The organism is Alkalispirochaeta alkalica DSM 8900, from assembly GCF_000373545.1.
GTDB lineage: Bacteria > Spirochaetota > Spirochaetia > DSM-27196 > Alkalispirochaetaceae > Alkalispirochaeta > Alkalispirochaeta alkalica.
Genome location: NZ_KB891691.1, coordinates 123,659 through 148,553, shown reverse-complemented (window position 1 = coordinate 148,553; position 24,895 = coordinate 123,659). Strand labels below are relative to the sequence as shown.

The window sequence follows — 24,895 nt, the reverse complement described above, 5'->3', positions numbered from 1 at the left end:
ATGTTGCTCCAGGTTATTCAATGGTTCCAGGCTTAATGAAGGATTTATTTGACTACATCAAGCGAGATTCGGATATAGATATTATTAAAAGTTGTGTATTCCATTATGAGATGGAGTTCATTCATCCCTTTGAAGATGGAAACGGNCGGATGGGAAGATATTGGCAAACACGACTTTTGATGAACGTAAATCCCATATTTGAATATGTACCCATTGAGGAAACAATAAAAAACAACCAAGAACAATATTATAAAACATTAGCGGAAGCAGACAACACAGGAAAATCAACCGGTTTTATTGAATTTATGCTTGATGCAATAAACCTNACGTTACGANAAACCATTGATGAATCAAATCCGGGGAATATTGATTTTAAGAAAAGATCGGACTTTGCCCTTTCATTACTGAATGAATGGTTTGATAGAAAAGATTACATGAAAATCAATAAAGGAATATCTGGAGCAACCGCAAGTCGAGATCTCAAGCAGTTGGTAGAAGGAGGGAGACTCGAAACATCTGGTGAAGGCCGAATGACCAGGTATANGAGAATTGGCTAACAAGCGGTTGAACCCGACGTTCGGGACAAGTCCTCGNGCGGGTTAACCGGTTGTTAGGCCGACGGGGGCATCCTGGCCTCCCGAGAGACGGCACTCNTTAATTGGAAAGCTGTCTTATCCAGGGATTGTCCTGTTCANGTGCGATTGGCGAAGGCAATCTGGTAGGCGAAAGAATCTTTTCTGCTGGAAAAATCGATATATTCGGCGGATAATAGCTTGGGCGTGCGGACCTTTTCTTGGACTGATTTTACGCTGCCTTTCCGATGGCCTGGCGATACGCTCTGCGGTCTTTTTCTTGTCTGCCGCAAGCCTCTAGCAGCTTCAACCGGACAACGCCTTCTGTCACGGTTTGCGCACCCCGCTTCGCGGGCTGTCGCGGGCCAGACATTGCCAGCTAAGCACGCCCTGGACCGACGGAGATATTATTAGCACCCGTGCTCCTGCTGAACCCGATACGAAACTGTATAGAGGAAATGAAAAATGCTGAAGCCATTGAAAATCGCAACAGTCCAGTTTGAAAACGCAAGCGGTGACAAGAACTTTAATCTGGAGAGAATACACCACTTCTGCGGAAAAGCAGCATCCTCCGGGGCAAAGGCAGTTGCCTTTCATGAATGCTCAATTACGGGTTATACTTTTGCACGAAAGCTGTCCCGACAGGAAATGACCGAACTCGCCGAACCGATTCCCTCAGGACCGAGCACACTAAAGCTGATCCAAATAGCCAGGGAGCTCGACCTGTACGTTCTTGCAGGGCTCTTCGAGCAAGGTTCGGACGGGAAACTGTACAAAGCATATATATGTGTCGGACCGGAGGGCCTCGTTGGAAAATACAGAAAAATACACCCCTTCATTAACCCCCATATAGCACCCGGCGACAACTACGCAGTCTTTGAAATCATGGGCTGGAAATGCGGAATCCTCATTTGCTACGATAACAATGTCATCGAAAACGTTCGAGCCACAACTCTCTTGGGCGCGCAAATCATATTTATGCCTCATGTTACGATGTGTACTCCCTCGACGCGCCCCGGTGCGGGCTTTGTCGATCCAATATTATGGGAGAACAGGCACACCGATCCGACCTCGCTTCGCACAGAGTTCGAAGGCCTGAAAGGTCGAGCNTGGCTGATGAAGTGGCTCCCTGCCAGAGCCTACGATAATGGAGTATACGTTGTCTTTTCCAATCCCATCGGGATGGACGATGATCAGCTGAAAAANGGATGCTCAATGATCATCGACCCTTTCGGCGATATCATTGCAGAATGCCCCCGCCTCGATGAAGGGATCGCGGTCGCCACCTTGGTCCCCGAAAAACTGGAACAAGCTGGGGGAACGCGATACATCACAGCCCGCAAGCCCGAGCTGTATCGAAAAATACTGGGTCAGGAACACAAATCGTCCCAGAACGTCGTCTGGATGGAACANGATCTTGACAATTGACCTGAACGCAGGAAGTATGACGCNGCACGACGCAGCCAGCCCCGCAGAGCCCGGGGACACTGCGCGCAGACACCATACGACGAAGAGACACCCGTGCAGATTGCCTATACACTAGGACTCATATCCTTTCTGACTTCCCTCGTCGCCGGGGTCATCGGCTTTGGCGGGGGAATGATGCTTATCGCCATACTCCCCGTCTTCTTAAGCCCTGGCCTCGTTATCCCCGTCCATGGCATTACACAGCTNGCGAGCAACTCTTCCCGGGTGCTCTTCTCCCTCGCCCACGTGAAATGGACACTGCTNCCCCGGTTTCTGGCGGGATCTGTAGCAGGAACTCTGGTTTTTGGGTATTTTCTCTCGAATATTCCAATCAGGTACCTGCCCGTGGCGATTGGCAGCTACATTCTTCTCACCCTCTGGAGCAGAGGGTTTTCTTCTCTCGCGAGCAAATACGAGAACTATTATGTGATCGGCTTTATCCAAACGGGTCTGGGCCTCGTNGTTGGATCAACGGGCCCCTTATCCCTCTCCCTCTTAACAAAGAAACTGGAATCAAAAGACGAAATTATCGCCACCAGCTCGATGTTCATGACAATCAGCCACTTTGCAAAAATACCAGTCTATTCTGCGATTGCAACGGGACTGAGTGNAAGTCTGGGAATAACAGCCGCCATGGTAACAGGGTCGATTCTGGGCTCCTTTGTCGGCACGCGGGCACGGCTTCACGCCAGCAANGACACTGTCCTGGGGATAATAAAAATTCTGCTCACCCTCTTATCTCTTCACATGATCTCGAGAGCCGTATCCTTCCCCTGGAGCTGACCCCTGAGTCACCCCTGGAGGAGCGCCCTGCTCCGCCCAGGTTGACCTTCCAACGGGCCCGCCCTATCATTGCGAAAATCTGTCAGTTTACCTGAACGAAGAACCTGAAGGAGTTACCATGTCCGTTTCAAATCTGCTTGAACTTTGTGCGTTCAACGTCGAATCCTGCCGCATCGCCCAACGGGCCGGAGCANCTCGAATAGAACTCTGCGACAACCCCGTGGAAGGAGGAACCACACCAAGCTACGGCACCCTACGGCGGGCACGGGANCAGGTTGATATCCGCCTCTACCCTATCATCAGACCACGCTCGGGGAATTATTACTATAACGACGACGATTTTGAAGCGATCAGGCAAGACATAGCGGTATGCAAGGATCTTGGTTGTGACGGCATATCTGTCGGAGTGGCACGGGTAAACGCAGAGATAGATANAGAACGAATGAAACAAATCGTCGAATGGGCAGCCCCTATGGGCGTCACCTGNAATCGGGTCTTTGACGGCACACCGGATCTTTTCAAGGCTCTGGAAGACCTGATTCTCTGNGGCTGTGAGCGGNTCCTCACCTCAGGGGGNAAAGGAAGCGCCCCCGAGGCAACGGAAATACTGGCCCGATTGGTGGAACTCGCTGGCGACCGGATCTGCGTAATGCCCGGCGCGGGCCTCAAGAGCACCAACCTTGCGGAAGTACGCAGAAAGACCGGTGCTCGGGAGTATCACGCNTCGGCACGCACGATCGCCCCAAATCCGCTCAGTTTCATCAATACCGAGGTCCTTGATTACGGCAACGTGTATGTCGCCGACGAGGAAGAGGTCCGGCACATGGTGGAGATCCTCTCCTCCGACGGATAACCCCCCGGCAGACAACCACCCGGGGAGCGCCCGTCTCGGGCGTTCCCCCAGGGCACGCCGCCCCATCAAAACCCCGGGGTTAGCGGGCGTCCCCGTCTGCAACCCGGTCGGCGGCGTTCATTCCATCGAGAGCAGAACTGATAATACCACCGGAGTACCCAGCCCCCTCGCCCACAGGATAAAGCCCCGTCACGGAAGCCTGCCCCCCTGCATCCCGGACTATCCGTACCGGAGAGGAGGTTCGTGTCTCTGGCCCGATAAAAAGGCCCTCAGAAATGAANCCCCTGATCTTTCGATCNAAGTCCGGAAGGGCCTCCCTGATCATCTGCACAACGAACTCCGGCAGAAAATCTCCCATCCTTGCGGAACGGGTGCCGGGACGAAAGGAAGAAACAGCAGGCCCGGCATCAAGGTGNTCCTTCATGAGGGAGAGAGCCCTCTGCCGGGGTGCCAGGCCATCTCCCGCTATCTCCCAGGCTTTTCTCTCGATTTCTCTCTGCAACTCGATCCCGGAAAGCGGGTCAGCAGAAAGATCTTCCGGGTGNAGAGAGACNACAAGGGCAGAGTTGGAAAACTTCCCATCCCTGGCGTTGTTGCTCATTCCATTCACGCAAAGATGGCCAATCTCCGAGGATGAGTTGATCACCTCCCCTCCCGGACACATGCAGAAAGAATACACCGATCTTTTCTTTGCCTGATTATTGTAAACAAGCCTGTACTCGGCCGAGGGAAGATCGCCATGAAACGTGCCATGCTGTGAGACATTGATGAACTCCGCCGGATGCTCTATTCGGGCGCCGATAGCNAAACCTTTCTTCTCGAGACCGACACCGTTTCTTTTGAGCATCTCGTAACTGTCTCTGGCAGAATGACCCATGGCGAGGATTATCCGCTCCGAAGAAATCTCCCTGTCCTTCGACGTCCGCACCCCGAAGACCTTGCCATCTTTNACAGAGAGATCGAGAACCTTCTCCTCAAAGAGAAAAACCCCGCCCAGCGATTCAATCCGCTCTCTGAGGTTCCTGAGAACCCCCACGAGCAGGTCGGTTCCTACATGAGGTTTTGAATCATACAGAATGTTCGCCGGAGCACCGCACAGAACAAGACGATCGAAAATCCACGAGATTCCCGGCTTGTTCACNCGTGTGGTAAGCTTTCCGTCAGACCAGGTCCCGGCCCCACCTTCCCCAAACAGGGCATTGCTCTCGGTATTAAGGATCCCCTGGTTTCTCAGGAGCGCGATGTCCTTCATGCGCTCATCCACCTTCTTGCCNCGCTCGATTACGGTGACGCGGGCACCTCGCTCGACGAGGCGCAGAGCGGCAAAGAGACCCGCCGGGCCTGCCCCCACGATCAGTACGGAGGTATGCTTCGATTCCGGCAGAACCTCGGTGGAGGGTTCGATCCAGGGCTGGAGACCATTCAGCGAGAGTCCCTCACTCCCTTTCACCAGGAGGCGGTACTTCCAGTGGACCCTGNTCTTTTTCCGGGCATCGAGGGATTTTTTCAGAATCCTGACAAACTGCAGCGATGGATGACGGCCTTCGACGATAGCGGGGAGCCCCGACTCACTCTCGTGGGGCATGAGGATGATATTATCCAGTTCGTACAACATAATAATGATCGTGNCTGCTCGCGAGATTCACCAGTTTCCCCCAGGCGTGAAAAATTGATGGTACCTGTCTTCTTTCCCTTCCGGGGGTAGCTCCCCCTGAAGGAGCGTTGGCGACGTCGGGGTACCGTCAGGTTTCAATGTAGAGCATTCCCCTGGTGCTGTCCATATTGTGCTTCGCGGTCTCTGATGGTTCTCTGATCCGCCGGGTTGCTACCGTGTTCTCCTCTACCAACCCTGCCCGCCTTATCGAGCCTGATCGAAACAGAGAGATGTGAGCCTGTCNGGGGGGGAGTCATGGATTACCCATGACTCCCCTGGTTTCCTCTCCCCGCAGGGATCAGTCTTTCTGAACCTCCCTGACGGGCCACAACTCGATGTACCCTCTCCACCCCTGCGGTTCCAGCTGAAACCGTGGATGATTCCCATCCCAGGTGTAGCCGTACAGTTCCGGCCTGAACGTCTTCAGGTGTTTTTGCATGGAGTCGATTGCGTTGCCGAACGTAATATCATCGTAGGGTTCCCCCTGAAAAACCATCATGCGGCAGGGCGGAAGATCGATAATATCGAACCCCTCCGGGATATCCCCGTCGTATGAGTGAGGAACCTCGACACCCTGAACATACTCGCTGCCACCGGCTCGCATCGCGGCGGGCAACCAGATGCCAGCCGGTTCATGAAGGGCCTCCTTGATGCTGACCAGCATCCCCCAGACATCGCATCCGACCTCTTCGCAGTACTGAAAGTAGTTGTCAGCCTTCTCTCCGCGCTTCAAAATCAGTTTGCGCGCGGGCCGCTCGACAACCTGTGCAAAAATCACACAGGTCTTTTCGTGTGTCTTTTCCATGAAAGACTCCTTGTATTTGGTGTAGAGGTAGCGGAACGTCACACCGTAGGGCAGAAAGAATTGCACAGGTCGGGGCTTCTTTGCGTATTGTTTTGGCGTAACGCCAAACTCCCTGCAAAAAGCCCGCGTAAACCCCTCGTGCGAGTCGAAGACGAAATCGAGAGCGACATCGAGCACCCGTTTTTCGACATCTCGCAGAACAATCGCCGACTGCGTCAGACGCATTCTCCTGATGTACTCAAACGGAGGAACCCCGGTCAGTTCCCTGAATACCCGTGCACAGTGGTACGGACTGTAGCAGGCGACAGTTGCAAGCTGTCGCATCGTCATGGGTTCCTGCAAATGCCGCGCGATATAATCCTGCATCCGCTGCACTGCCCTGACTGCCTGTTCTTCTCTGTCCCCGGTCATTCTTCTCCGCTCCTCCCTGGGCCATGATGTACGATGGGAGGGGTAAAATCTTGACGTTCCTTGCTGATCTGCATTGATCTGCTGGTAGTTCCTGCACGGGAAATGGATATTCCCGGAGTATCGACATATAGTAAAGCTAACCATACCTCAGCCTTCTATTCTTGACTATTTCAAAGGAGACCCCGTGAAACTTGTTGTCTACCAGGTGGATTCCTTCACCCAAACCATCTTTGAGGGAAACCCGGCCAGTGTCGTCATGAATGCAGAAAAACTGGACGACACCCAAATGCAAAAGATCGCTCGTGAGATGAATAACTCCGAAACAGCATTCATTATACCAAAGGTGGGAGAGCAATACCATCTTGAGGTTCGCTTCTTTACTCCAACGCAAGAAGTCCCAATATGCGGCCATGCAACAGTTGCGGCCCATTACGTGTATTCAAGGGATAACGATATAACTGACAGAGAAATATTGCAAAAAACAAAAGCTGGAATACTTCCCGTATACATAAAGAGCGAGGATGGCGATAGAAGAATAATCATGACCCAGGCAAAAATCGAGTACGGAAAGATATTTTCGGAAAAGGAGCGAGAAATTCTCCTGAGGGGACTACATTTAAACCACTCCGAACTCGATGCATCTCTTCCCGTTCAGATAGTGTCCACCGGACACTCAAAAGTGATGATTCCCATACGAAAGAAGGAAACGCTGGATTCAATACGCATCAACCCCGGGATACTAACCGATCTCAGCCAAAAAACGGGATGTAACGGATACTACGCCTTCACTTTTGATGCACAGGAGGAGGGGATTCTTGCAAGCGGGAGGATGTTCGCTCCGGCTATAGGAATTCACGAAGACCCTGTTACGGGAAACGCAAACGGTCCACTGGGTGCGTATTTAACACGGCACGGAAGAATTCCGGAGAAGCGCCAGGGATACACCTTCGAGATAAAACAGGGAGAAGCAATTGATCGCAAGGGGTACATGAGGGTTCACGTCTATAGTAACGACGAGGGGCCCCAGGTTGTACAAGTCAGTGGAAGAGCCCGCATTGTTTTCAAGACGCACATATCCATCTGACAGGCCCGGGGCCGCCTGTCACGGAAGAACCTGCTCGCTGATCACTAATATCTGCGCTCCCTGGTAGCCCCGGTCTCTTCTTCGAGACACGCACCAATGGGGTCTTCGCATGATTCCAGGAAAGCCGTGCCCTGGCCCAGCTCTTCATCGGTCACCAGACACGCTTCGAGTTGGGCCTCGATCCTGGCGCGGTTCATCTGGAAGCCGATATGGACAATTTCCTGCTTTCGTTCCCCCCACTCGTTCGGGGAGGCACAACAGCCCTCTTTCCCTGTATCGGCTGTGCCGGAACACGATGCTCCCGGGATCGCCTCATCCCAATACCCCGCCTGATCGATCTGCTTGTCTTGTCCCGCCTGGGAAAAGAAAAAAACCAGATCCGGTCTGGTGACGATCCAGAAGAAACCCTTTGCCCGCACCAGAAAGTCCTGGTCGGTTTCCCAGTACTTCATAAGGCGCCCCGGATGAAACGGTTTTCTTGCACGAAACACGAAACTCGAGATGCCGTGTTCCTCAGTTTCCGGGGTGTGCCCCGTGAGAAGCTCCTCTTGCCAGGCCACGCTCTCCTCGGCCCCAGCCAGATCAAAAAGCCCGGTGTCAAGAATCTCGCCTGGATCGACCCTGCCATGACTAACCCTGACCTGACGGGCTCCGGGATTGAGTGCCGCAAGGAGAGCAGACACTTTTCCTGCAGTTTCCCCGTCCACCAGATCGATCTTGTTGATTATCAGCACGTCGGCGAACTCTATCTGGTCGGTGAGCAGCTGCACCAACGTACGCTGGTGGTCTCCAGGGAACGGTTCCCCCTCACTCCCCCTGGCCAGATCCTTCCCGGAAAGATCCTCAAGAATTCGCGATGCGTCTACAACGGTTACCATGGTGTCCAGTCGGGTCAGATCGCGCAGAGGCTCTCCCCTCTCGTCCTCGAATGAGAAGGTCTGGGCTATCGGCAATGGTTCGGAGATCCCCGATGATTCGATCAGGAGATAGTCAAAGCGCCCCTCCCGGGCCAGACGCGAGACTTCCTTCAGGAGATCCTCCCGCAGGGTACAGCAGATGCAGCCGTTCGACATCTCCACCAGGACTTCCTCGCTCCGACTCAGCGCGGCCAGCCCGCCTCGTACCAGTGCGGCATCGACGTTTACCTCGGACATATCGTTGACAATGACGGCCACCCGCAGGCCCTGCCGGTTCGCCAGAAGGTGGTTCAGAAGCGTTGTCTTTCCTGCACCGAGATACCCCGACAGGACAGTTACAGGAAGTCTATCATTCATGGCACATTGGTATCATAAGGTAATACCCTTAGACAAGCATCCATCCATATCAGTCCGTTGCCGGGATCGGGGCTGCCAGAATTCCCGCTACCGGGACCCGGTATCACCGGACTCGTCTACCACGAACTGGGTTACCAGGGATGCCAGCCCATCGATGAGATCCTTATTCTCTGCCATGTCGGAGGTTATATCGGTGATGGCAGTATTGATCTCTCCCAGTCCGGCTCTCATCTCTGTCATGCTCTCCGTAACCTGACCACTAATCTCCCGCAAACGGGTGATCTCCTCGAGAACCGTGGCACGGCCTGTTCCTATCTCACCAGCACCAGCGCTTACCTCGGTCATGAGACCCTTCATCTTTTCAAGAGCCGTAAGAATTTCGCGACCTCCGGTATTTTGCTCCTCCAGAGCGTGCCGAATCTCCTCCCCCAGATAGCTCACGGTCATGATCATTTCCAGCACTTTGGCAAAGGTTATCTCGGCTTCTCCCGAGGTTCCGGCCACACCGTCGATCAGCCCCTTGATGCTCTTCAGGGAGGCTCCCGTTGCTTTCGATTGCTGGGTTGTCTTCTCTGCCAGAGAGCGAATCTCGTTTGCCACGACGGCGAAACCCTGTCCGTACTGTCCTGCATGCGCCGCCTCGATGGCCGCGTTCATCGCCAGGAGGTTGGTCTGCGCTGCAACCGAGGAGATCACCTTGTTCGCTTCCAGCAGGCTTTCCGATTCCAGAGCCACCTTCTGAAGATGCCGGTTCACCGCCCCAACCTGTTCTTTCCCGCCCTCCGCTGCCTTGACCAGTTCTTTTATCCTTTCGTCGGACTGGCTGACGGTATTCCCGATGGAGACGATGTTGGATATCATCTCCTCGATCGAGGCCGATGATTCTGTGACAGCTCCGGCCTGCTGGGTAATGATCCTTTCAAGCTCATTGATATTCCGGTCGATCTCCTCCACGGCCGAGCTTGACTCGGATACGCTTGTGCTCTGCCGGTCGATCAGCCCGCCGATACTCTCAATGTTCGCAGATATCTCGTTGACTGCGGCAGCCGTTTCTTCCATGTTCGAAGAGAGGCTCGTTCCCTGCTCGTTCAACCGGTAGGCCGATTTGCGTATCTGGAGGATCATTTTCTCCAGGGAGGAGGTAAAGAGATTGAAGCTTTCTGCCAGAAGGCCGATCTCGTCGGCACTGTCCACGGGAAGTCTCCTGGTGAGATCGCCCTTTCCGCGGGCTGCCTCTTCCAGGGACGCAACGGTCCGACAAATGGGCTTGACAACCCTGGAGGAGATGAAGGCCAGCAGCCCTCCCATGAGGGCTAACCCGGCGATGGCGATGATCGCCTGAATCAGAAGGAGCGTAACAAAACGGCTCCGCATTTCCTCGGCCCGCTCCTCCACCAGGGCATCAATATCATCGGTGTAGGCCCCGGTACCGATCGCCAGATCGAAGGGTTCGAAGTACATACTGTAGGATCGTTTCGGTTCGGGTTCGGTCTCACCCAGTTTCGGGAAATAGTAGTTTACAAAATCCCCGCCGGCCATAGCCGCCGCAAGAATATCCTGGATCAGATAATTGCCCCGAGCATCCTGAAGATTGATCCTGCTCTTCCCCTCCACATCGTCCCGTCCGTAGAGAACGACATTAACCCCTTCTCTGGTATCGGCCCAGAAATAACCGTCGGCCGTATCTTCCGGATGCAGGGCGTAACGGATTTCCCGCAAGAGGGAAACACCCGTCTCATAGGCGACCTCTCTGGAGAGAACTCCTTCCCTGGCAAGCCGATCGAGTTCTTCCAGCAACGTGTAGGCGGTCTCCACCTGGAACCGGATGAGCCTGTCGAAGGATACACGCAGTTCCTGGTCCAGATCATCCAGAGCTGCCCGATTGCTGTCGGAGATGATGACGATAGAAGCGAGGGTGACCGCCAGGATAGTAACAAACCCGACACCGAGAATACCGAACACCAGAGTTCTCTTCAAACTCTTGCGCTTTACTTCCACGGGTTACTCCTCAAAGATTATTATGAACCCATACCGTAAAGTGTAGGAAAGACAGATCCCTTTTGCAAACAGGCCAGAGGATCCAGAGAAGGCAGAGAAGGCAGACCGACTCCTGAGCCCCGTCCCTGTTGGGCCGCCCCCCCCCGCACACCCAGAGGGATCAGTTCAGGTGACGGATAACACCGGGGACCTGCTCCGACGGGCTTGGCTGGCCGGCCCTCCGAATTCTGGCTGCCGGGGAGAGAATCTTCTTTTTTCTTTCCCCGCTCTGCTGGACGTGATACTGTGTTCCCGTCCCCGCTACCATCACCAGAGGTGGACGACCGCCATCCCGGAAAACCGGGGATCAGGAGAAACCCGCTATGGTTCAAACCGTGACAGAAGAAATTGAATCGTTCTTCCGCAACCAGGTACAGGGAGATCCAACGCTCAAAAACGCCTATCTTCTCGTTCATTCAGACACCCGGGGAATTCATCTCAACCTCGCCGAAGGCCCGGGAGAGGGTACGGGAGTCTCGCCAACCCAACCGGTCTTTATGGCCAGCGTGGGAAAACTCTTTACGTCGGTAATCCTGGCTACCCTGCACGAGCAGGGACACCTCTCCTTCCACGATCCGGTGAGCCGCTACTTGCCCCCGGACCTGATGAAAAACCTTCATGTCTGGAGGGGACGGGATTATTCTGCCAGTATTCAGATCCGCCATCTTTTGAACCAGACATCGGGCTTGCCCGATAACTTTTCATCCCTCCTTCGGATGGCACAGGCTGACCCCACCTTCGCCATGAGCCCCCGGGAGGCCATTGAATGGACTACGGATAATCTGAAACCCCGGGCAGTACCGGGGAAAAGGGCCCGCTACACCGATACGAACTATCACCTGCTGGGATTGATCGTCGAGCATCTGTGTGAAGAACCCTTTCACGCCGTTCTGAAGCGGCTTGTCTTTGATCCCGCGAATATGAAGGCAGCCTACATGCTTCATTATTCACAGCCAACCACCCCNGCGCCCTCTCCCGAGGCCGGGTTCTATATCGGATCCACCCGATTGAATGAACTGAAGGCGCTGGCCGGCATCGATTTTGCCGGCGGAGGCGTGGTGGCCCCCATGGAGGACCTGCTGGCATTCATGAAAGCCCTGACGGGATACCACCTGGTCTCACGGGATACACTGGAGATAATGAAAAATGACGACGCCAGGCTGTACCCCGGATTTGATTATGGTTATGGCATCTGGAAGGTTCGACCCATTCCGCTCCTTATGCCCGCCCGATACCGTTCCTGGGGCGTGCTGGGGGCCACGGGTGCCTACATGTTCTACCACCCGGAACTGGACACATACCTGATCGGAAGCTTTAACAGCACATCCTGGCAAAAAAGAAGTGTTCGCTTCATGTTCAGGGTGATAGACCTCTTGTCGAAGCCCGCACAGAAAGAGTGAGCCCATTCACTACGGCGAACGTACACTATGGAGAAGGTGACTATGGAAAATTTCCACAGCAAAAATGATGACGCGCTTTTTGAGAAGATCTTTTTTTCGGTCTACGAAGACCTTCCCCGGCAGGGTCCGGGAAACGCATCCTCCGCAGCACGGGCTCTTGAACTGTGCCGGGACCTTCCTTCCTCGCCGACAATTCTCGATATGGGCTGCGGCGTGGGAGGGCAGACGATCCAGCTGGCCGAACTTCTTCCTGCCGCCTCTATCACAGCGATAGACACCCACGCTCCCGGTATTGCGCGACTGCAGAAGACAGTCCGGGAACGGGGACTCCAGGACCGCATCGTGGCGATCGAGGGAGACATGGCCGACCCGGCGATCCTTCCGGGCAGGTTCGACCTCCTGTGGTCCGAAGGTGCACTCTATAACCTGGGGCTGCACCGGGCCCTCCTTCGATGCTACGAGCTGCTGCACCCCGGCGGTTATCTCGCCTTCAGCGACGCCATATGGCGCAGGGAAAATCCTCCCCCCGAAGTAAAAGCCAGTTTCGACCTGGACTATCCCGAGATGGGCTGGCTTCAGGACGACCTGACTCTGATCAACGTCTCCGGACTGGACCTCGTGGGCCACTTCACCCTTCCCGACGAAGCCTGGTGGGATGATTTCTACACCCCCATGGAGACCCGCATCCAGGAATTACGCAGAGTCCGGGCAGGCGAGCCCGAAGCGCTGGCCGTGCTGGACCTCTTGGCCCGGGAACCTGATATGCACCGTCATTACCAGGATTTCTATTGTTACGAGTTCTTCGTGGCGCGTCGCCCCCTCTGATCGATCCCGCACATTCCCTCCCCGGGGAAAGGCATTCCGACATACCAGACGGGCTCCCTGGTCTTGCACGGGCCAGGGATGCCCGGCCATACTGGGGGAGTGAGCGGCCATCTTCAGAAAGAACTTCGACGTACACTCAAGCAGGCCTTTGGCTTTTCTTCCTTCAAGGCAAATCAGGAAGAGATAGTTCTGGCGGCCCTGGCGGGACGCGACCTCTTTGCGGCTCTGCCAACAGGCGGGGGAAAATCTCTCTGTTACCAGCTGCCCGCGCTGTTGCGGGAAGGCATAACGGTGGTGGTAAGCCCGCTTATCGCGCTCATGAAGGACCAGGTGGACGGGGCCCTCGAGAACGGCCTGGCGGCGGCCTGTCTTAACAGCAGTCAAAGCGCTGAAGCAGCCCGGGCCGTCTGGAGAGACCTTGCTGCGGGGCGTATCAAGCTTCTCTACGTCTCGCCGGAACGGCTGGCCGGGGCGGAATTCCGCAAGGCCCTGAAAGATTTCGGGGTAAGCGCCTTTGCCGTTGACGAGGCCCACTGTGTCTCCGAGTGGGGTCATGAGTTTCGTCCTGATTACCGGTCCCTCCGGTGCCTTCGGGAGGAGTTTGCCTCCGTGCCAGTCTCGGCCTTCACTGCCACCGCCACCCAGGCGGTACAGGAAGATATCGTGGCACAACTGGGGTTGAGGGACCCTCTGGTGGTTCGTGCAGGGTTCAACCGCCCGGAGCTGACCTATCGCGTTATGCCCAAGACCTCGGTGGATCAGCAAATCCTGGAGTTCCTTCGTTCCCGCCCCGGTGAACCGGGGATAATTTATCGATCGACACGAAAAGCTACGGAGAGTACCGCCGAGGAACTTCGTGCTGCCGGTATCGATGCGCGGCCCTATCACGCGGGGCTCCCCGATGAGGAGCGCGCCCGGATCCAGGAGGCCTTTGTCCGGGACACACTGCAGGTCGTGGTAGCTACCATCGCCTTTGGTATGGGAATTGACAAGTCGAACGTTCGCTGGGTTCTCCACGGGGATCTCCCCCGGAGTCTGGAGGGATACTACCAGGAGACGGGCCGGGCGGGCCGGGACGGCGATCCCGCAGATACGCTGCTGCTCTGGAGCTCCCGCGATATGGCGATCATCGGACGGCATATTGCGGCCATCCAGGATGAGACGGAGCGTCGCGCAGCGGATACCCGGTTACGCGAGGTTCTTCGCTACGTCGAGTCTCCCGATTGTCGACGCATCAGCCTCCTGGCCCATTTTGACGAAGACTTTCCCGGCGACTGCGGATCCTGCGATATCTGCCTCGGCGAAGTTGACCGTACCGACCATACCGTGGCTGCCCAGAAGCTCCTCTCGGCAGCGGTCAGAACCGGTGAGGTCTTTGGTGCACATCACCTGGCAGACATTGTCACGGGCACTCTCACAGATCGGGTGCTGGAACGGGGCCACCAGAACCTGCCTACCTTTGGAGTGGGCCGGGAACAGAACCGGCAGTGGTGGCTCGGTCTTGCCCGGGATCTGGAAACAGCCTCCTTTCTGGCCCGTCATGAGGGTGAGGGAGGACGTCCCGGAGGTTTCTTTGTCACAGCCCGGGGCCGGGAGTTGCTCCAGAGCCGGGAACGCTTCTCCTCGATCCGGGAGGCCACGCCGGAGGGATCAGGAGCGACTCCCTCCGGAAAGAGATCCCGGAGCACATCCCGGCGAACCGAAAACTCCCAACCCCTGCGTCCTCACCAGGAGGAGCTCTTTGCCCGCCTCAAGGCGCTCCGCACAAAACTCGCCGCCGAACGGAGAATACCTCCCTACATCGTCTTCAGTGACAAGACCCTCAGGGTTATGGCGAGGAACGGCCCCACCGACGCCCCGGCCCTCCTCCGCTGCCACGGCGTGGGGGAGCGCAAACTCGAGGCCTACGGAGATATGTTCCTTGATACTATCCGCTCTTTCCTGGCTTCACCGGGGAAGGAACCCCATTCCCGGGACCAGGACCGCACCCGGGACGAACCCTGAACCACCGGCACCCGGGGGGCTCATACCCCCTCCTCTGCACGGTATCTCCAGGCCCTCCAGGCCGCTTCGTAGGCCTCCTGCACGGATCTGCTGAAGCAAACCATACAGACCTGCGAAAGGTGCCGATCTGTGACAAGAAAGTCCCCGATCGCAGCCACTGCCACGGCCGCCGCCTGATCCAGGGGATATCCGTAGGCGCCGGTGCTGATCGATGGAAAGGCCAGGGTCCGGACCTTCAGCGAGCAGGCCAGCTCCAGAGACCTCCTGTAGCACGAAGCCAGGAGATCGGCCTCCTTCAGATGACCACCGCGCCACACGGGACCTACCGTATGGATCACCCAGGCTGCGGACAGGCCGTACCCCCGGGTAGCTTTCGCATCCCCCGTGGCGCAGCCCCCAAGCGCCCGGCAGGCCTCGAGCAGTTCCGGTCCTGCAGCCCGGTGAATGGCACCATCGACCCCGCCCCCTCCCAGGAGAGTTTCGTTTGCTGCATTCACCAGGGCGCCCACCTTTTGAGCGGTGATATCACCCGGAATAATTTGAAANCGCTTCACCGATTCCTTCCCTTCATTTCGGCCATTTCGCATTTTCGCCACCGAACGATTCCGCTACCAATCGGTCCCGCTTCCGAAGGAGACACCGAACCCTGGAACCCTCAGAAATCGGTTCGAACTCCATTGACCTGAAGGCCGATCCCGTGGGGAGGGCCTTCCCATCCCCGCAAGACCTGCGCAGAAACGATCACCGCCTTGTCAGGATCATGAGGATAGAGGATTCGTCCGATGGGGCGAATCCCGAGCACCAGCCCCTCCATATCCTTCTGGGCGAAGACCCTGCGCTCCCGGTTCTCTCGCTGGATTACCATGTCGTAACTGGTTATGCGCTCGATACCAAAATAAGGGTGGAAAGACCGGGTTTCGTTTATCACCCGCACCGCGACTTCCTCTCCTTCTATGTACCACCTTCCGGGAAGCAACGGGGTAAACTCCGCCTCGGTATGGGTGATAATGCCGAACTCCTGTAACACCGGAGCCAGGGTGCTTATGCTTTTCTGGTAATATTCCATAAAGGCCTCGGGACTTTGTATTCTGTGAGGCGAAGAGGAGATCCTCTTCAAGGCATCTTCTTCATTATCCCGGCGGTTCCAGACCATCCTGTTCGAGGCAATATCAAAGATGTGCCAGGTGTAGAACACTGCCCCCATTCCATCCTGAAAGGATTCGAGTATGTAGGCCATATAACCGCCACGGGACCAGCCGATCAGAAACATCCGGGGCCGTTCCCGCTGCGTCTCCCAGGCGGAAAAGAACTCGCTCTCCATAGCCCGGGAAAGTCCTATGCCGTGGGGATTCGGCATATAGTAATTCCCGGTGACAATTTCCTCGTACGATCCCCCCTGACTCCTGCCGACCTTGTAGGATCGCTCAACAACGGGGTTGAGATGGGGCGGGACATCGTGATGAAAAAACCGGGATTGGTACGTGGTGTCTATACGGCCTTCCTTAACCCTGGAACCAAGCTGGATCGCTGAATCCGAAAATGCTGCATGGCGGGCAACGCACAAGGTGCTGACCAATTCGCCCTGGTCGGTGAATTGCAACAGGTAAAGGGAGTATTCCATGACGTCTACCCCGGCTATCTCGGCGACCAGGACGTTCTTTCCAAAGCTCTCGTCCTGAATATAGCCCCAATACACGTGATGCACAGTGAATATGGGGTCCCCCACGGGAGGAGTCATGACCGTATTGGTTGCAATATGGGCCTCGATAAAGCGCTCATCCACAACCCGCCCGGTGTAATCCCCGGGGACGAAGGGCTCAATCGAAAGCGTGGTACCCACAGAAAATTCCGGCAGATCCAGGCCGGTCATGTTGTTGTTCGCCGATTGGGATGATTGGGAGAAGTGCCGATCAAGCGAGTCGAGTCTCTGTGGTCTGCGACTCCTCTGGGCAGATACCCCGGCGAGACCGGCCACCAACAGAAACACGAGAAGCAGCGAAGCCACAACGCCACGCCCGGAATACCTTGCAGGGACTACCATGGGGAAACTCCTTTGAAAGGATCGGCCTCTAAAAATAGTGTACCGTACAGATCAGTGTATAGTGGAGCAGGCAAGACCTGTCAAATTCCTTCGATCGGCTCTTCTTCTCCCGAAATCCCGGGTGGAAATGCATGCCCGGGACGGAGTATCATGGGCGGCTAAGGGGGAACATCGATGTTTCACGGCGCGCAACACCTCAGAACAGGAACATCACGGAACGTGATTATGGGGACACTGCTTCTTTGCCTTTCTTCAGCTCACCTGCTGGCTTCGGAGATCACCATCACTGTCCGGTGGGGCACCTTCAGCCCGACCCAGCTCGCGGGAGCCCTGTTGCTTCCGGAGCAACCCGACGGCTCTCGCGAGTCCGTTCAGGGAAGGAACGACAGCTCCGAAGACGGCCACGTTTCCTCCGGGGGCGGTGATCTGCGTGGCATGTCCATGAACTCTCTCGCCTGGCGGATAGAACCTCCCCAACAGGGGCTCTACCAGCTATACCTCTTTCCCCAGGCCGAATCGGGGTTTAACATGAGAGCCTGGGACAGCCAGGTGGTGGTGGAAGTAGAAATAGAGGGAGAGGTGCGGCGTCTGGACCCGCCTTCCAGCAGCAACGGCAACGCCTGGCACGCCCTGACGCTCAACGGCGCAACGGGAGAAATCCATCAGCCCCAGCGGTTTTTCCCGGTGCGGCGCATGATCTACGGAAACGTGCGCAACGCCCAGACCGGCGAACCCCTGGCAGGTGTAACGGTACGTCTGGTCGACGCGCTCTCGGGATCACCCCTGGAGGGCCAGACGGCCGTAACCAGCGATACCGGTTTCTACGTTCTCCACAGTTTCCCCATGGGGCGGTACGCCGTGACCTTCGAACAGGAAGATTACATCGAGGCCCGATCTTCGGTTGATTTCATGCGCTACGATCTACCGGCGCTCCGGAATGCCCTGCTCTCGCAGGATAACCTCCCGCCCAGCTCCGTCCGGATAGCTCTCTCCTGGGGGGCAACACCTCCCGATCTCGATGCACACCTGAGAGGCCCCGCCGGTGAGGACGAAGAGTTTCATATCAGCTATCACAATATGCGCATCTACGACGAGCGCCACTATCTGGATGTCGATGCCCGAGAGGGTTTCGGGCCGGAGACGATCACCATCAACGGTCTGGATCCGGGGACATACCGGTTCACGGTTCACGACTTCACAAACCGCCGAAACCGCAATTCCTGGGGACTGGCGGGAAGCGGAGCGCGGGTGACGGTATACCACGGGAGTCAGCAGGTGGCAGAGTTCCCCGTGCCACAACGAGAGGGAACGGTCTGGGATGTCTTCACCATAGACGGAACCACGGGAGCTCTCACGCCCCTGAACGAACTCAGGTTCGCCGAGAGCCCCTGATGCCTGTACGGATCTCCAGCGCCCCCCCTCTCTGGTGGAAAACCCTCCACGAGGGGGTTAGCCAGGGAATTGTCACCTTTGGGCATCTTGCGACAGTGCTGGTGCCTGCGGGATTCGCCGTATTTCTGTTGCAGCTCTCGGGCCTCCTGGAAGGAATAGCTGTTTTGCTGGATCCGATCATGGCGATGGCGGGTCTCCCCGGAGAGGCTGCGCTCGTGGTCGCAACGGGTGCGCTGGTGACGATCTATCCGGCGATCGGCATCATGACCTCCCTGCACTTTTCCCCTGCCGAGATCACCGTCATGGCTCTGATGATTCTGATCTGCCACAATCTCTTCGTGGAGACCGCCGTTCAGGCCCGGGTCGGCTCTCATCCGCTACGCATAGTAATGGTCCGGCTCGTGACAGCCCTTGTGGCCGGCGTTGTGGCGGGAAGGATCCTGGGGCTTCAGGGTGAAACGGTCAGAATGGCCGGGGAAGCTCTCTCTCCGGGGTTCCCCGGCTGGGCCGCGTCAGGGGCCGCCCTGCAGGGATGGATTATCGATACCGCCAGGGCCCTGGCACGAATCCTCTGTCTCGTGGTGGGGCTCATGGTTATCCAGCGTTTTCTGCGGCTCCGAGGGATTCTTCCGGGGGTGGCCCGATTATGCGAACCCCTGGTAGCCGCCTTTGGATTGCCGCGCAGCACAGCCTTTCTCTGGCTTGCCGGAAATACCCTGGGCCTCACCTACGGTGCTGCCGTGCTGCTCGAAGAGCGCCAACAGGGAGACCTCAAGCCGGAAGAGGCAGATCTGGTGAATCACCATCTGGCAGTGTCCCACAGCCTTCTGGAGGACACGTTCCTGTTTGTTGCGCTCGGTGCGAACCTGCTGGTACTGATCATTCCGCGACTCCTGGCAGCGTTCCTGGTGGTGCATCTGCGGCGCTTCGAGCTGGCATTTTCTTGCACCCCGAGGGATTCCCGTGAGGGCGATGAGAGAGGAAGAGCATAAGCAGAACTGCCGCTACCAGACACGCACCCCCTGCCACCAGAAAAGCCGGCTGGTAGTCCCCCGGGATCAGAAGATGTTCGCTCACCGTTCCGGCAGGGGACCGGGCCAGATAGATCACCCCCGCCTCGACCCTCATCAACCGTGCCGCAAGAAAGGGGCCAGCGAGACCTCCTGCTCCGTAGGCGGTGTACATCCAGCCATAGTTTGAGCCGATGTGTTTTGTCCCGAAAAAGTCAGCCGTGATCGCTGGATAGAGCGCCAGAAGCCCCCCAAAACAAAGACCAACCAGGCCTGTTCCTGCCAGATAGAGCGGAAAGGTCCTCATGCTGTCCAGGAAGAGCAGGACGAGACCAGAGAGCGAAAAAATGATCACCAGCGTCACCTTCCTGCCCAGAGAATCGGATACCTTTCCCCAGATAATCCGTCCCGAGGAGTTGAAGATCGCCAGGACGGAAACGGCCGTCGTCCCCAGGGCACTGACCCGCAGAAACGTAGCTTCCGCCACAGGGGAAGAGAGCCCGGTCATGCTGAACGATTCCCATATGGGAGAGATCTTCATGATCACCTGCAAACCTGCGGCGCATCCCACAAAATACGTGGTCCAGAGAAGCCAGAACAGGGGTGTTCTGAGCATCTCCGATGAGCAGAACTCGGGAGCCATCACCGCATCCTGTCCGGCACCACCGGGATCCCGACCGGGAGGTGAAAAGTCGGGAGGAGGATTTCTCAGAAGTTGTGCCCCTGCCAGGGTGGCACAGAAAAAGATCACCCCCAGAACGAGAAATGTGCCGAAGAGTCCCAGATGCGGAAGCGGGAAGAGGCGGAGCCCGAAGATCTGGTAGGCCCCCCCCGAGATAAACCCCCGTGCCAGGGGGGCAAAGAAAAAAGCTCCGCCCCCAAAACCGGCCACGGCCAAACCGGTTACTACCCCCCGCTTGTCGGGAAACCACTTGACGCAGGTTGCGATGGGACAAACGTAGGCCATACCGATCCCGAAACCGCCCAGGAGGGAAAAGGTAGCCAGGAGCCAGATCAGGGCTCCCGGGGAGGGGAAAAACTGACTGAACCAGGAAAGTCCCAACCCCAGACCGAGCAGGATTCCCCCTGCCGAAGCTACCCGCCGGGGGCCAAGCCGATCCTGCAAGCGACCACCCAGGATAACGGCCAGAGCGAAGAAAGCCAGTACCAGTTGCGCCGGAAGTGTCACGGTCTTCTCCGACCATTCGGGGAAGGCCGCCAGCAAGGGCGTCTGAAAGACGCTCCAGATGTAGACCGCCCCCAGACTTGCCTGAATAACCAGAGCCCCCACGACAACAGGCCATCGGCGAGCGTTTTTTTCGCGGTTCATGGCACTCCTCGCCCGTATCTCGGGCTATTGTACTATTGGATCGTATCATACCAAATGGATCATTTTGTATCTATAAGATTCACCAGCAAAAAGGGAAACCCGAGAATTTCCCGGAAAAAATCCGAATCGCACAAAGAACAAGCGGTATCCCTTTATCTAAAAAATTATGTCGGGTATAGTAGGTTTCAACGAGCTGTAAGCAATATTTGCATATTTATCGTGAAGGACGTTCAACGGTGCCCGAGTACAGAATACATTTCATGTGGCAGGAAAAGCTTCGGACCCTGAAGGCGAAAGACCTGGACATGACACACCCCTATTTTGTTTCCATAGAAGACATCCTCTTCCCCTCTCCCAGTTCCGTCATCATCGGCCCCGACGACGACGAGCTCAGAAGAACCTTCGGGGATGCCCGCAGCATCATGCTTCCCTTTCAGAGCGTCCAGCTTATCGAGGTCCTTCAGGAGACGCGCGACGTTCAACCGGGGAAAGTCATCCAGTTCGGCAAACCCGAACAGATCGGGAATTCCGGGAGCAAGAAGCCCGACGAAGGCACACAGGAAGACGATGACAAATAACCTCGATACCAGCACGTTTGTTCTCTCCACGCTCAGGAAGATAATCCGCGCGATCGACATCCATTCCCGTCAGTTGTCAAAACAGTACGGCCTCACCGGTCCCCAGCTTGTGGTGATCAGCGAGATTGGCCAGTACGGCTCCATGACGATCGGCGAGCTGGCCCGGCGCATCAGCCTGAGTCAGGCCACGGTAACGACCATCCTGGATCGGCTCGAGATTAAGGGCCTGGCTACACGGATGCGCGGGAGCGAGGACAAACGTCGCGTCTACGTGAGCATCACCGAGAAAGCCCAGGAGATTCTCGAGACCCACCCCAATTTTCTCCAGGAAGGTTTTGTGAAGCGTTTCAACGCCCTCGAGGATTGGGAACAGACCCTGATTCTCTCCTCGATCCAGCGCATCGCAGCCATGATGAACACCTCGACCCTGCCTCCCGAGGCCTACGACATCGACCCCGATCCGGAAGGATAAGGCTGTGCAGAAGAGAAACCGCTCAATCAGCGTCCTCCAGGACCGGGTCTGCATCGTAACAGGAAGCAGCCGGGGTATCGGCAGGGAGACGGCCCGATGTCTCCTGAGTCAGGGAGCCAGGGTCGTTCTTAATGGCCGCACCTCCCCGGGGCTGGCCGAGACCGAGGCGCTCCTGCAAGCCGAAATCTCCCGGAGTGGCGCAGCCCTCCCGGCGCAACGGGAGCGGCGACTCCTGGCGGTCACAGCCGATGTGAGCACCGAAGAAGGCGCCCGGGCTCTTGTAGATGAAACTATCGCCACCTTCGGCCGCCTTGATTACCTCATAAATAACGCTGGTGTCTCCATGCGCGGCGCCATTGAGGATCTGCGCGAACCGGCCCTGGATCGCCTCTACCGGGGGAACCTGCTGAGTGCTGTCCTTCCTACGGTAGCGGCCGTACCGGAGCTGAAAAAAACGGGGGGTACTGTCCTCTTTGTCTCCACCGTGGGCGCTCTCTGGGGGTTCCCGGGCATCTCCATCTACTCTGCCACAAAAGCTGCGGTGGAACGCTTTGCCCAATCTCTGGACGCAGAATACCGCTCGGCCGGTCTCAGGAGTCGTCTCGTTCTTCTCGGCTTTGTGGAAAACGACCCCCACAAGGAAACTCTCGCCGCCGACGGCACCCCCTTCAGACATAACCGGAGAGCTCAGCAAACCCAGCAACAGGCAGCCCGGGCCATCGTTTCTGCCCTGACAGGATCGCGGCGCCGGGTTATCACCATCCCTTCGGGACGGGCCCTCTCCTGGGCAAAGCGATGCTGTCCTTCTCTGGTTGCCCGAATTCTTGCCGGGAAGGGAAAGAGTTTTCACAGCGTCACCAGGAAACCCTGAAAGACCTCTTTTCTCCCGAAATATTCATAACTCCAATACCCCCCATTTAACGCACAGCTCCTCCCCATATATCCCCTTCCCCGATACTACCTTCAGAGACCGTCGAAGCGCCCCGGGATGGAAAGAAAAGGTCCACATGCCCAAGCGCAGAAACGCAATTTCTGCCGGGTTCTTTATCCCCATTTCGGGTAATTTCACCTGCGTCGCAGAAGATGACACAACGCTATGACGCAGGAGAAAAAACATGACGGACACCATGACGATCCGACCCCTGGGAAGGGTGGAAAAAACCGGAGAAGGAGCCTTCGTGCAGCTCCGGGAAGAGTTCTGGCCAGGGTTGCACGGGCTCCAGGAGTTCAGCCACGTTATCATCCTCTGGTGGGGAGAGGAAGAGCCCCTGGAAGGGTCCTCCCCGGGTCCCGGGAAGATCTCTCTCACGGTGGATCTTCCCTACGCTCCCGGTGTTCAGGCGGGGCTCTTTGCCACCCGAAGCCCCCTCAGACCAAACTCGGTAAACATCACCGTGGCCGGCCTGCGTGAGACCGATCCCGCCAGGGGACGCATCAAGCTTGATGAGCTGGATGCCTTCGCTGGAACGGCCGTGATCGATATCAAACCCTACTACGGATGCCTCGACCGGGTTCAGGATTATCGTCAGCCACAATGGGTCCCGGCTGAATGGGGCGAATGGTATTACCCTCTCCCCGAAGAAACATGGTAATCTCCTGACATGCAGGTACTCATCTCATGCAGGTGACCATTCACACCTTTCCCCCGGTCTGTCTGGCCGGGGCAAGCTTCTTTGGCAACCCCTTCACATCCCACGCTGCCTGGACCGAGGAAAACGAGATCGGCCTCCTCTGGCAGCGGTATCTGTCGCTTCTTCGGGAGCAGTCACCCCCATCCCGGGAGAACGATCCGCCCGGAGAAGCCTTCAAGGAAGAGTTTTTTGAGCTCCACATACTTCATCCCGGGAGCAATCTTCGGGGAGAGTACGAGGTCTTTGCAGGCCATCCTGTTCAGTTTTCGGAGATAGCCCGTTGGCCCCTGCCCTTTTCCCTGAAAGTTATCCCCCCCGGCGAGTATGGACTCTTCTGGCTGAACGGCCCCGATGCCGCAGAAGACTGGGCAGCGGAGCTTGAATTGCCCGAGGGATACCGCCTCAACACCTCCTTCTCGGTTCTCCGCTACGACCACCGTTTTCGGGGCATGGACCAACTGGAAGAGTCGCAGGTACAGATCCATGCGCCCCTTCTCCGACATTGAAGAACGTCTGGACCGGGTGTTCCGTCTGGTAGAAGCCACGGCTGGTTCCGGAGAAGAGGAACTCTGCACGGTGGAGACGATGGCCCGGGAGGCTTGTTACTCTCTCTTTCACTTTATCCGTCTCTTTCCTCGCTATACCCTCTACACACCCTACGAGTACCTGATACGCCGACGCCTTTCCCTGGCCCTCGAGGGGATGTTTTCCCGGGGCCAGAGCGTTACCGAAGCGGCCTGGACGGCGTCACTCCAGAGCGATGCCTTCAGCCGGGCCGTGCGGCGCTGTTGCGGAGCCTCTCCTCGAAGCCTCGACCCACAAGACCTTCAGTTTCTGCCAACACCCTGGACTCCCCATCGCTTGCGAGCCTACCAGCTGCTTCTGGCCGGCGACCGCCCCCGGCCCGCAAGAAGCAGGCCACTGCCTGGAGCAGAGTCTCCCCCCCGGGGGGGTCTTTCTCCTGAGAGCGACCTGTTTCGGGAGGAGGCGCTTCTTCTTACCCGGGAGTATCTGGGCCAGACCGGGCACTCCCGAGAGGGTAAGGTCTCTGCCGAGGATCTGCTCCGGCGATGGTGCGAAGAACCGGAAGGTACCACTCGGGAGAGATCCTCCCGAACCGTGCAAACCCGACTTGGGGAACAACTCCCGTTGCAGAAAACGGCCCGGAAAGAGGAGGCCTATTTTTGCTACCTTCAGAGGAGCCTCACTTTTCCGGCGACCTCCACCCACGCCGAGGCCCGAGGGTTTTCTCCGGGCCCCTGATCGACTATA

23 protein-coding genes are annotated in these 24,895 nt (G+C 56.8%); 16 read left to right on the top strand and 7 right to left on the bottom strand.

The genetic code is table 11. The features are described 5' to 3' along the window. The first annotated feature begins 20 nt into the window (after positions 1-20). The 4 genes from B071_RS18805 to B071_RS0100640 all read left to right on the top strand — a co-directional run bounded on the left by B071_RS18805 (position 21) and on the right by B071_RS0100640 (position 3,675). Entirely contained in the window at positions 21-557 is a 537-nt protein-coding gene (locus tag B071_RS18805; RefSeq protein ID WP_438829516.1) for a Fic family protein, read from the top strand. Positions 558-1,037: 480 nt separating this feature from the next. Next, positions 1,038-2,000 carry a nitrilase family protein gene (locus tag B071_RS0100650; protein WP_018525170.1) on the top strand — a complete coding sequence of 321 codons (963 nt, stop codon included), beginning with the start codon at positions 1,038-1,040 and terminating at the stop codon, positions 1,998-2,000. 93 nt (positions 2,001-2,093) lie between these two features. Next, positions 2,094-2,822, top strand: a complete 729-nt coding sequence (locus B071_RS0100645; RefSeq protein WP_018525169.1) for a sulfite exporter TauE/SafE family protein — start codon at positions 2,094-2,096, stop codon at positions 2,820-2,822. A gap of 118 nt (positions 2,823-2,940) precedes the next feature. Beyond that, on the top strand, positions 2,941-3,675 hold the full coding sequence (locus B071_RS0100640) for a copper homeostasis protein CutC (protein ID WP_018525168.1): 735 nt from the start codon (positions 2,941-2,943) through the stop codon (positions 3,673-3,675). 79 nt (positions 3,676-3,754) lie between these two features. On the opposite strand, the gene B071_RS0100635 is transcribed toward B071_RS0100640, so the two are convergent. Together B071_RS0100635 and B071_RS0100630 are read right to left on the bottom strand one after the other, a co-directional pair. After that, positions 3,755-5,260, bottom strand: coding sequence for an NAD(P)/FAD-dependent oxidoreductase (locus B071_RS0100635; protein ID WP_438829515.1), 1,506 nt, complete (start codon positions 5,258-5,260; stop codon positions 3,755-3,757). A 367-nt stretch (positions 5,261-5,627) separates the two neighbouring features. Beyond that, entirely contained in the window at positions 5,628-6,545 is a 918-nt protein-coding gene (locus tag B071_RS0100630) for an AraC family transcriptional regulator (RefSeq protein ID WP_018525166.1), read from the bottom strand. A gap of 184 nt (positions 6,546-6,729) precedes the next feature. Between B071_RS0100630 and B071_RS0100625 the strand changes: the two genes are divergently transcribed. Further along, the gene (locus tag B071_RS0100625; protein WP_018525165.1) at positions 6,730-7,629 is read left to right on the top strand and encodes a PhzF family isomerase; all 900 of its coding nucleotides are present in this window, start codon (positions 6,730-6,732) and stop codon (positions 7,627-7,629) included. Positions 7,630-7,673: 44 nt separating this feature from the next. Here B071_RS0100625 and B071_RS15050 read toward each other — a convergent pair whose 3' ends face one another. Both B071_RS15050 and B071_RS15045 read right to left on the bottom strand, forming a co-directional pair. Next, positions 7,674-8,903: a GTP-binding protein gene (locus tag B071_RS15050; protein ID WP_018525164.1), complete on the bottom strand. Its 1,230-nt coding sequence runs from the start codon at positions 8,901-8,903 to the stop codon at positions 7,674-7,676. An 87-nt stretch (positions 8,904-8,990) separates the two neighbouring features. Next, positions 8,991-10,901 carry a methyl-accepting chemotaxis protein gene (locus tag B071_RS15045; protein ID WP_018525163.1) on the bottom strand — a complete coding sequence of 637 codons (1,911 nt, stop codon included), beginning with the start codon at positions 10,899-10,901 and terminating at the stop codon, positions 8,991-8,993. Between the two features lie 362 nt (positions 10,902-11,263). Between B071_RS15045 and B071_RS0100610 the strand changes: the two genes are divergently transcribed. The 3 genes from B071_RS0100610 (at position 11,264) to recQ (ending at position 15,169) form a co-directional block, all read left to right on the top strand. After that, entirely contained in the window at positions 11,264-12,340 is a 1,077-nt protein-coding gene (locus B071_RS0100610; protein ID WP_018525162.1) for a serine hydrolase domain-containing protein, read from the top strand. Positions 12,341-12,382: 42 nt separating this feature from the next. Further along, positions 12,383-13,165, top strand: coding sequence for a class I SAM-dependent methyltransferase (locus B071_RS0100605; protein ID WP_040586845.1), 783 nt, complete (start codon positions 12,383-12,385; stop codon positions 13,163-13,165). A 99-nt stretch (positions 13,166-13,264) separates the two neighbouring features. Next, positions 13,265-15,169, top strand: a complete 1,905-nt coding sequence (gene recQ / locus B071_RS15040; RefSeq protein ID WP_018525160.1) for a DNA helicase RecQ — start codon at positions 13,265-13,267, stop codon at positions 15,167-15,169. A 20-nt stretch (positions 15,170-15,189) separates the two neighbouring features. On the opposite strand, the gene B071_RS0100595 is transcribed toward recQ, so the two are convergent. Both B071_RS0100595 and B071_RS0100590 read right to left on the bottom strand, forming a co-directional pair. Continuing rightward, positions 15,190-15,756 carry an O-acetyl-ADP-ribose deacetylase gene (locus tag B071_RS0100595; protein ID WP_215730263.1) on the bottom strand — a complete coding sequence of 189 codons (567 nt, stop codon included), beginning with the start codon at positions 15,754-15,756 and terminating at the stop codon, positions 15,190-15,192. Positions 15,757-15,824: 68 nt separating this feature from the next. Continuing rightward, complete coding sequence (locus tag B071_RS0100590; protein ID WP_018525158.1) at positions 15,825-17,210, bottom strand: hypothetical protein; 1,386 nt, start codon at positions 17,208-17,210, stop codon at positions 15,825-15,827. A 174-nt stretch (positions 17,211-17,384) separates the two neighbouring features. On the opposite strand from B071_RS0100590, the gene B071_RS18055 reads away from it, so the two are divergent. Together B071_RS18055 and B071_RS19495 are read left to right on the top strand one after the other, a co-directional pair. Next, positions 17,385-18,602 carry a carboxypeptidase regulatory-like domain-containing protein gene (locus B071_RS18055; protein ID WP_083914237.1) on the top strand — a complete coding sequence of 406 codons (1,218 nt, stop codon included), beginning with the start codon at positions 17,385-17,387 and terminating at the stop codon, positions 18,600-18,602. Next, positions 18,602-19,594 (top strand): nucleoside recognition protein, encoded by a 993-nt coding sequence (locus B071_RS19495; RefSeq protein ID WP_157702954.1) that lies wholly within the window; start codon positions 18,602-18,604, stop codon positions 19,592-19,594. Before B071_RS18055 ends, B071_RS19495 begins: the two co-directional genes overlap by 1 nt. Here B071_RS19495 and B071_RS15030 read toward each other — a convergent pair. Continuing rightward, positions 19,482-20,942, bottom strand: a complete 1,461-nt coding sequence (locus B071_RS15030) for an L-lactate MFS transporter (protein ID WP_018525155.1) — start codon at positions 20,940-20,942, stop codon at positions 19,482-19,484. The genes B071_RS19495 and B071_RS15030 overlap by 113 nt on opposite strands. 236 nt (positions 20,943-21,178) lie before the next feature. On the opposite strand from B071_RS15030, the gene B071_RS0100570 reads away from it, so the two are divergent. The 6 genes from B071_RS0100570 to B071_RS0100540 all read left to right on the top strand — a co-directional run bounded on the left by B071_RS0100570 (position 21,179) and on the right by B071_RS0100540 (position 24,886). Beyond that, positions 21,179-21,520, top strand: coding sequence for a DUF1820 family protein (locus B071_RS0100570; protein ID WP_281109784.1), 342 nt, complete (start codon positions 21,179-21,181; stop codon positions 21,518-21,520). Next, positions 21,510-21,992, top strand: coding sequence for a MarR family winged helix-turn-helix transcriptional regulator (locus B071_RS0100565; protein ID WP_018525153.1), 483 nt, complete (start codon positions 21,510-21,512; stop codon positions 21,990-21,992). Before B071_RS0100570 ends, B071_RS0100565 begins: the two co-directional genes overlap by 11 nt. Positions 21,993-21,996: 4 nt before the next feature. Beyond that, positions 21,997-22,863 carry an SDR family NAD(P)-dependent oxidoreductase gene (locus tag B071_RS0100560; RefSeq protein ID WP_018525152.1) on the top strand — a complete coding sequence of 289 codons (867 nt, stop codon included), beginning with the start codon at positions 21,997-21,999 and terminating at the stop codon, positions 22,861-22,863. A 244-nt stretch (positions 22,864-23,107) separates the two neighbouring features. Further along, positions 23,108-23,584 (top strand): TrmO family methyltransferase domain-containing protein, encoded by a 477-nt coding sequence (locus tag B071_RS15025; protein WP_018525150.1) that lies wholly within the window; start codon positions 23,108-23,110, stop codon positions 23,582-23,584. 26 nt (positions 23,585-23,610) lie between these two features. Further along, positions 23,611-24,129, top strand: a complete 519-nt coding sequence (locus B071_RS19490; RefSeq protein ID WP_018525149.1) for a GyrI-like domain-containing protein — start codon at positions 23,611-23,613, stop codon at positions 24,127-24,129. Continuing rightward, positions 24,107-24,886, top strand: a complete 780-nt coding sequence (locus tag B071_RS0100540; RefSeq protein ID WP_018525148.1) for a helix-turn-helix domain-containing protein — start codon at positions 24,107-24,109, stop codon at positions 24,884-24,886. The genes B071_RS19490 and B071_RS0100540 overlap by 23 nt, the downstream gene beginning before the upstream one ends. Positions 24,887-24,895 lie beyond the last annotated feature (9 nt).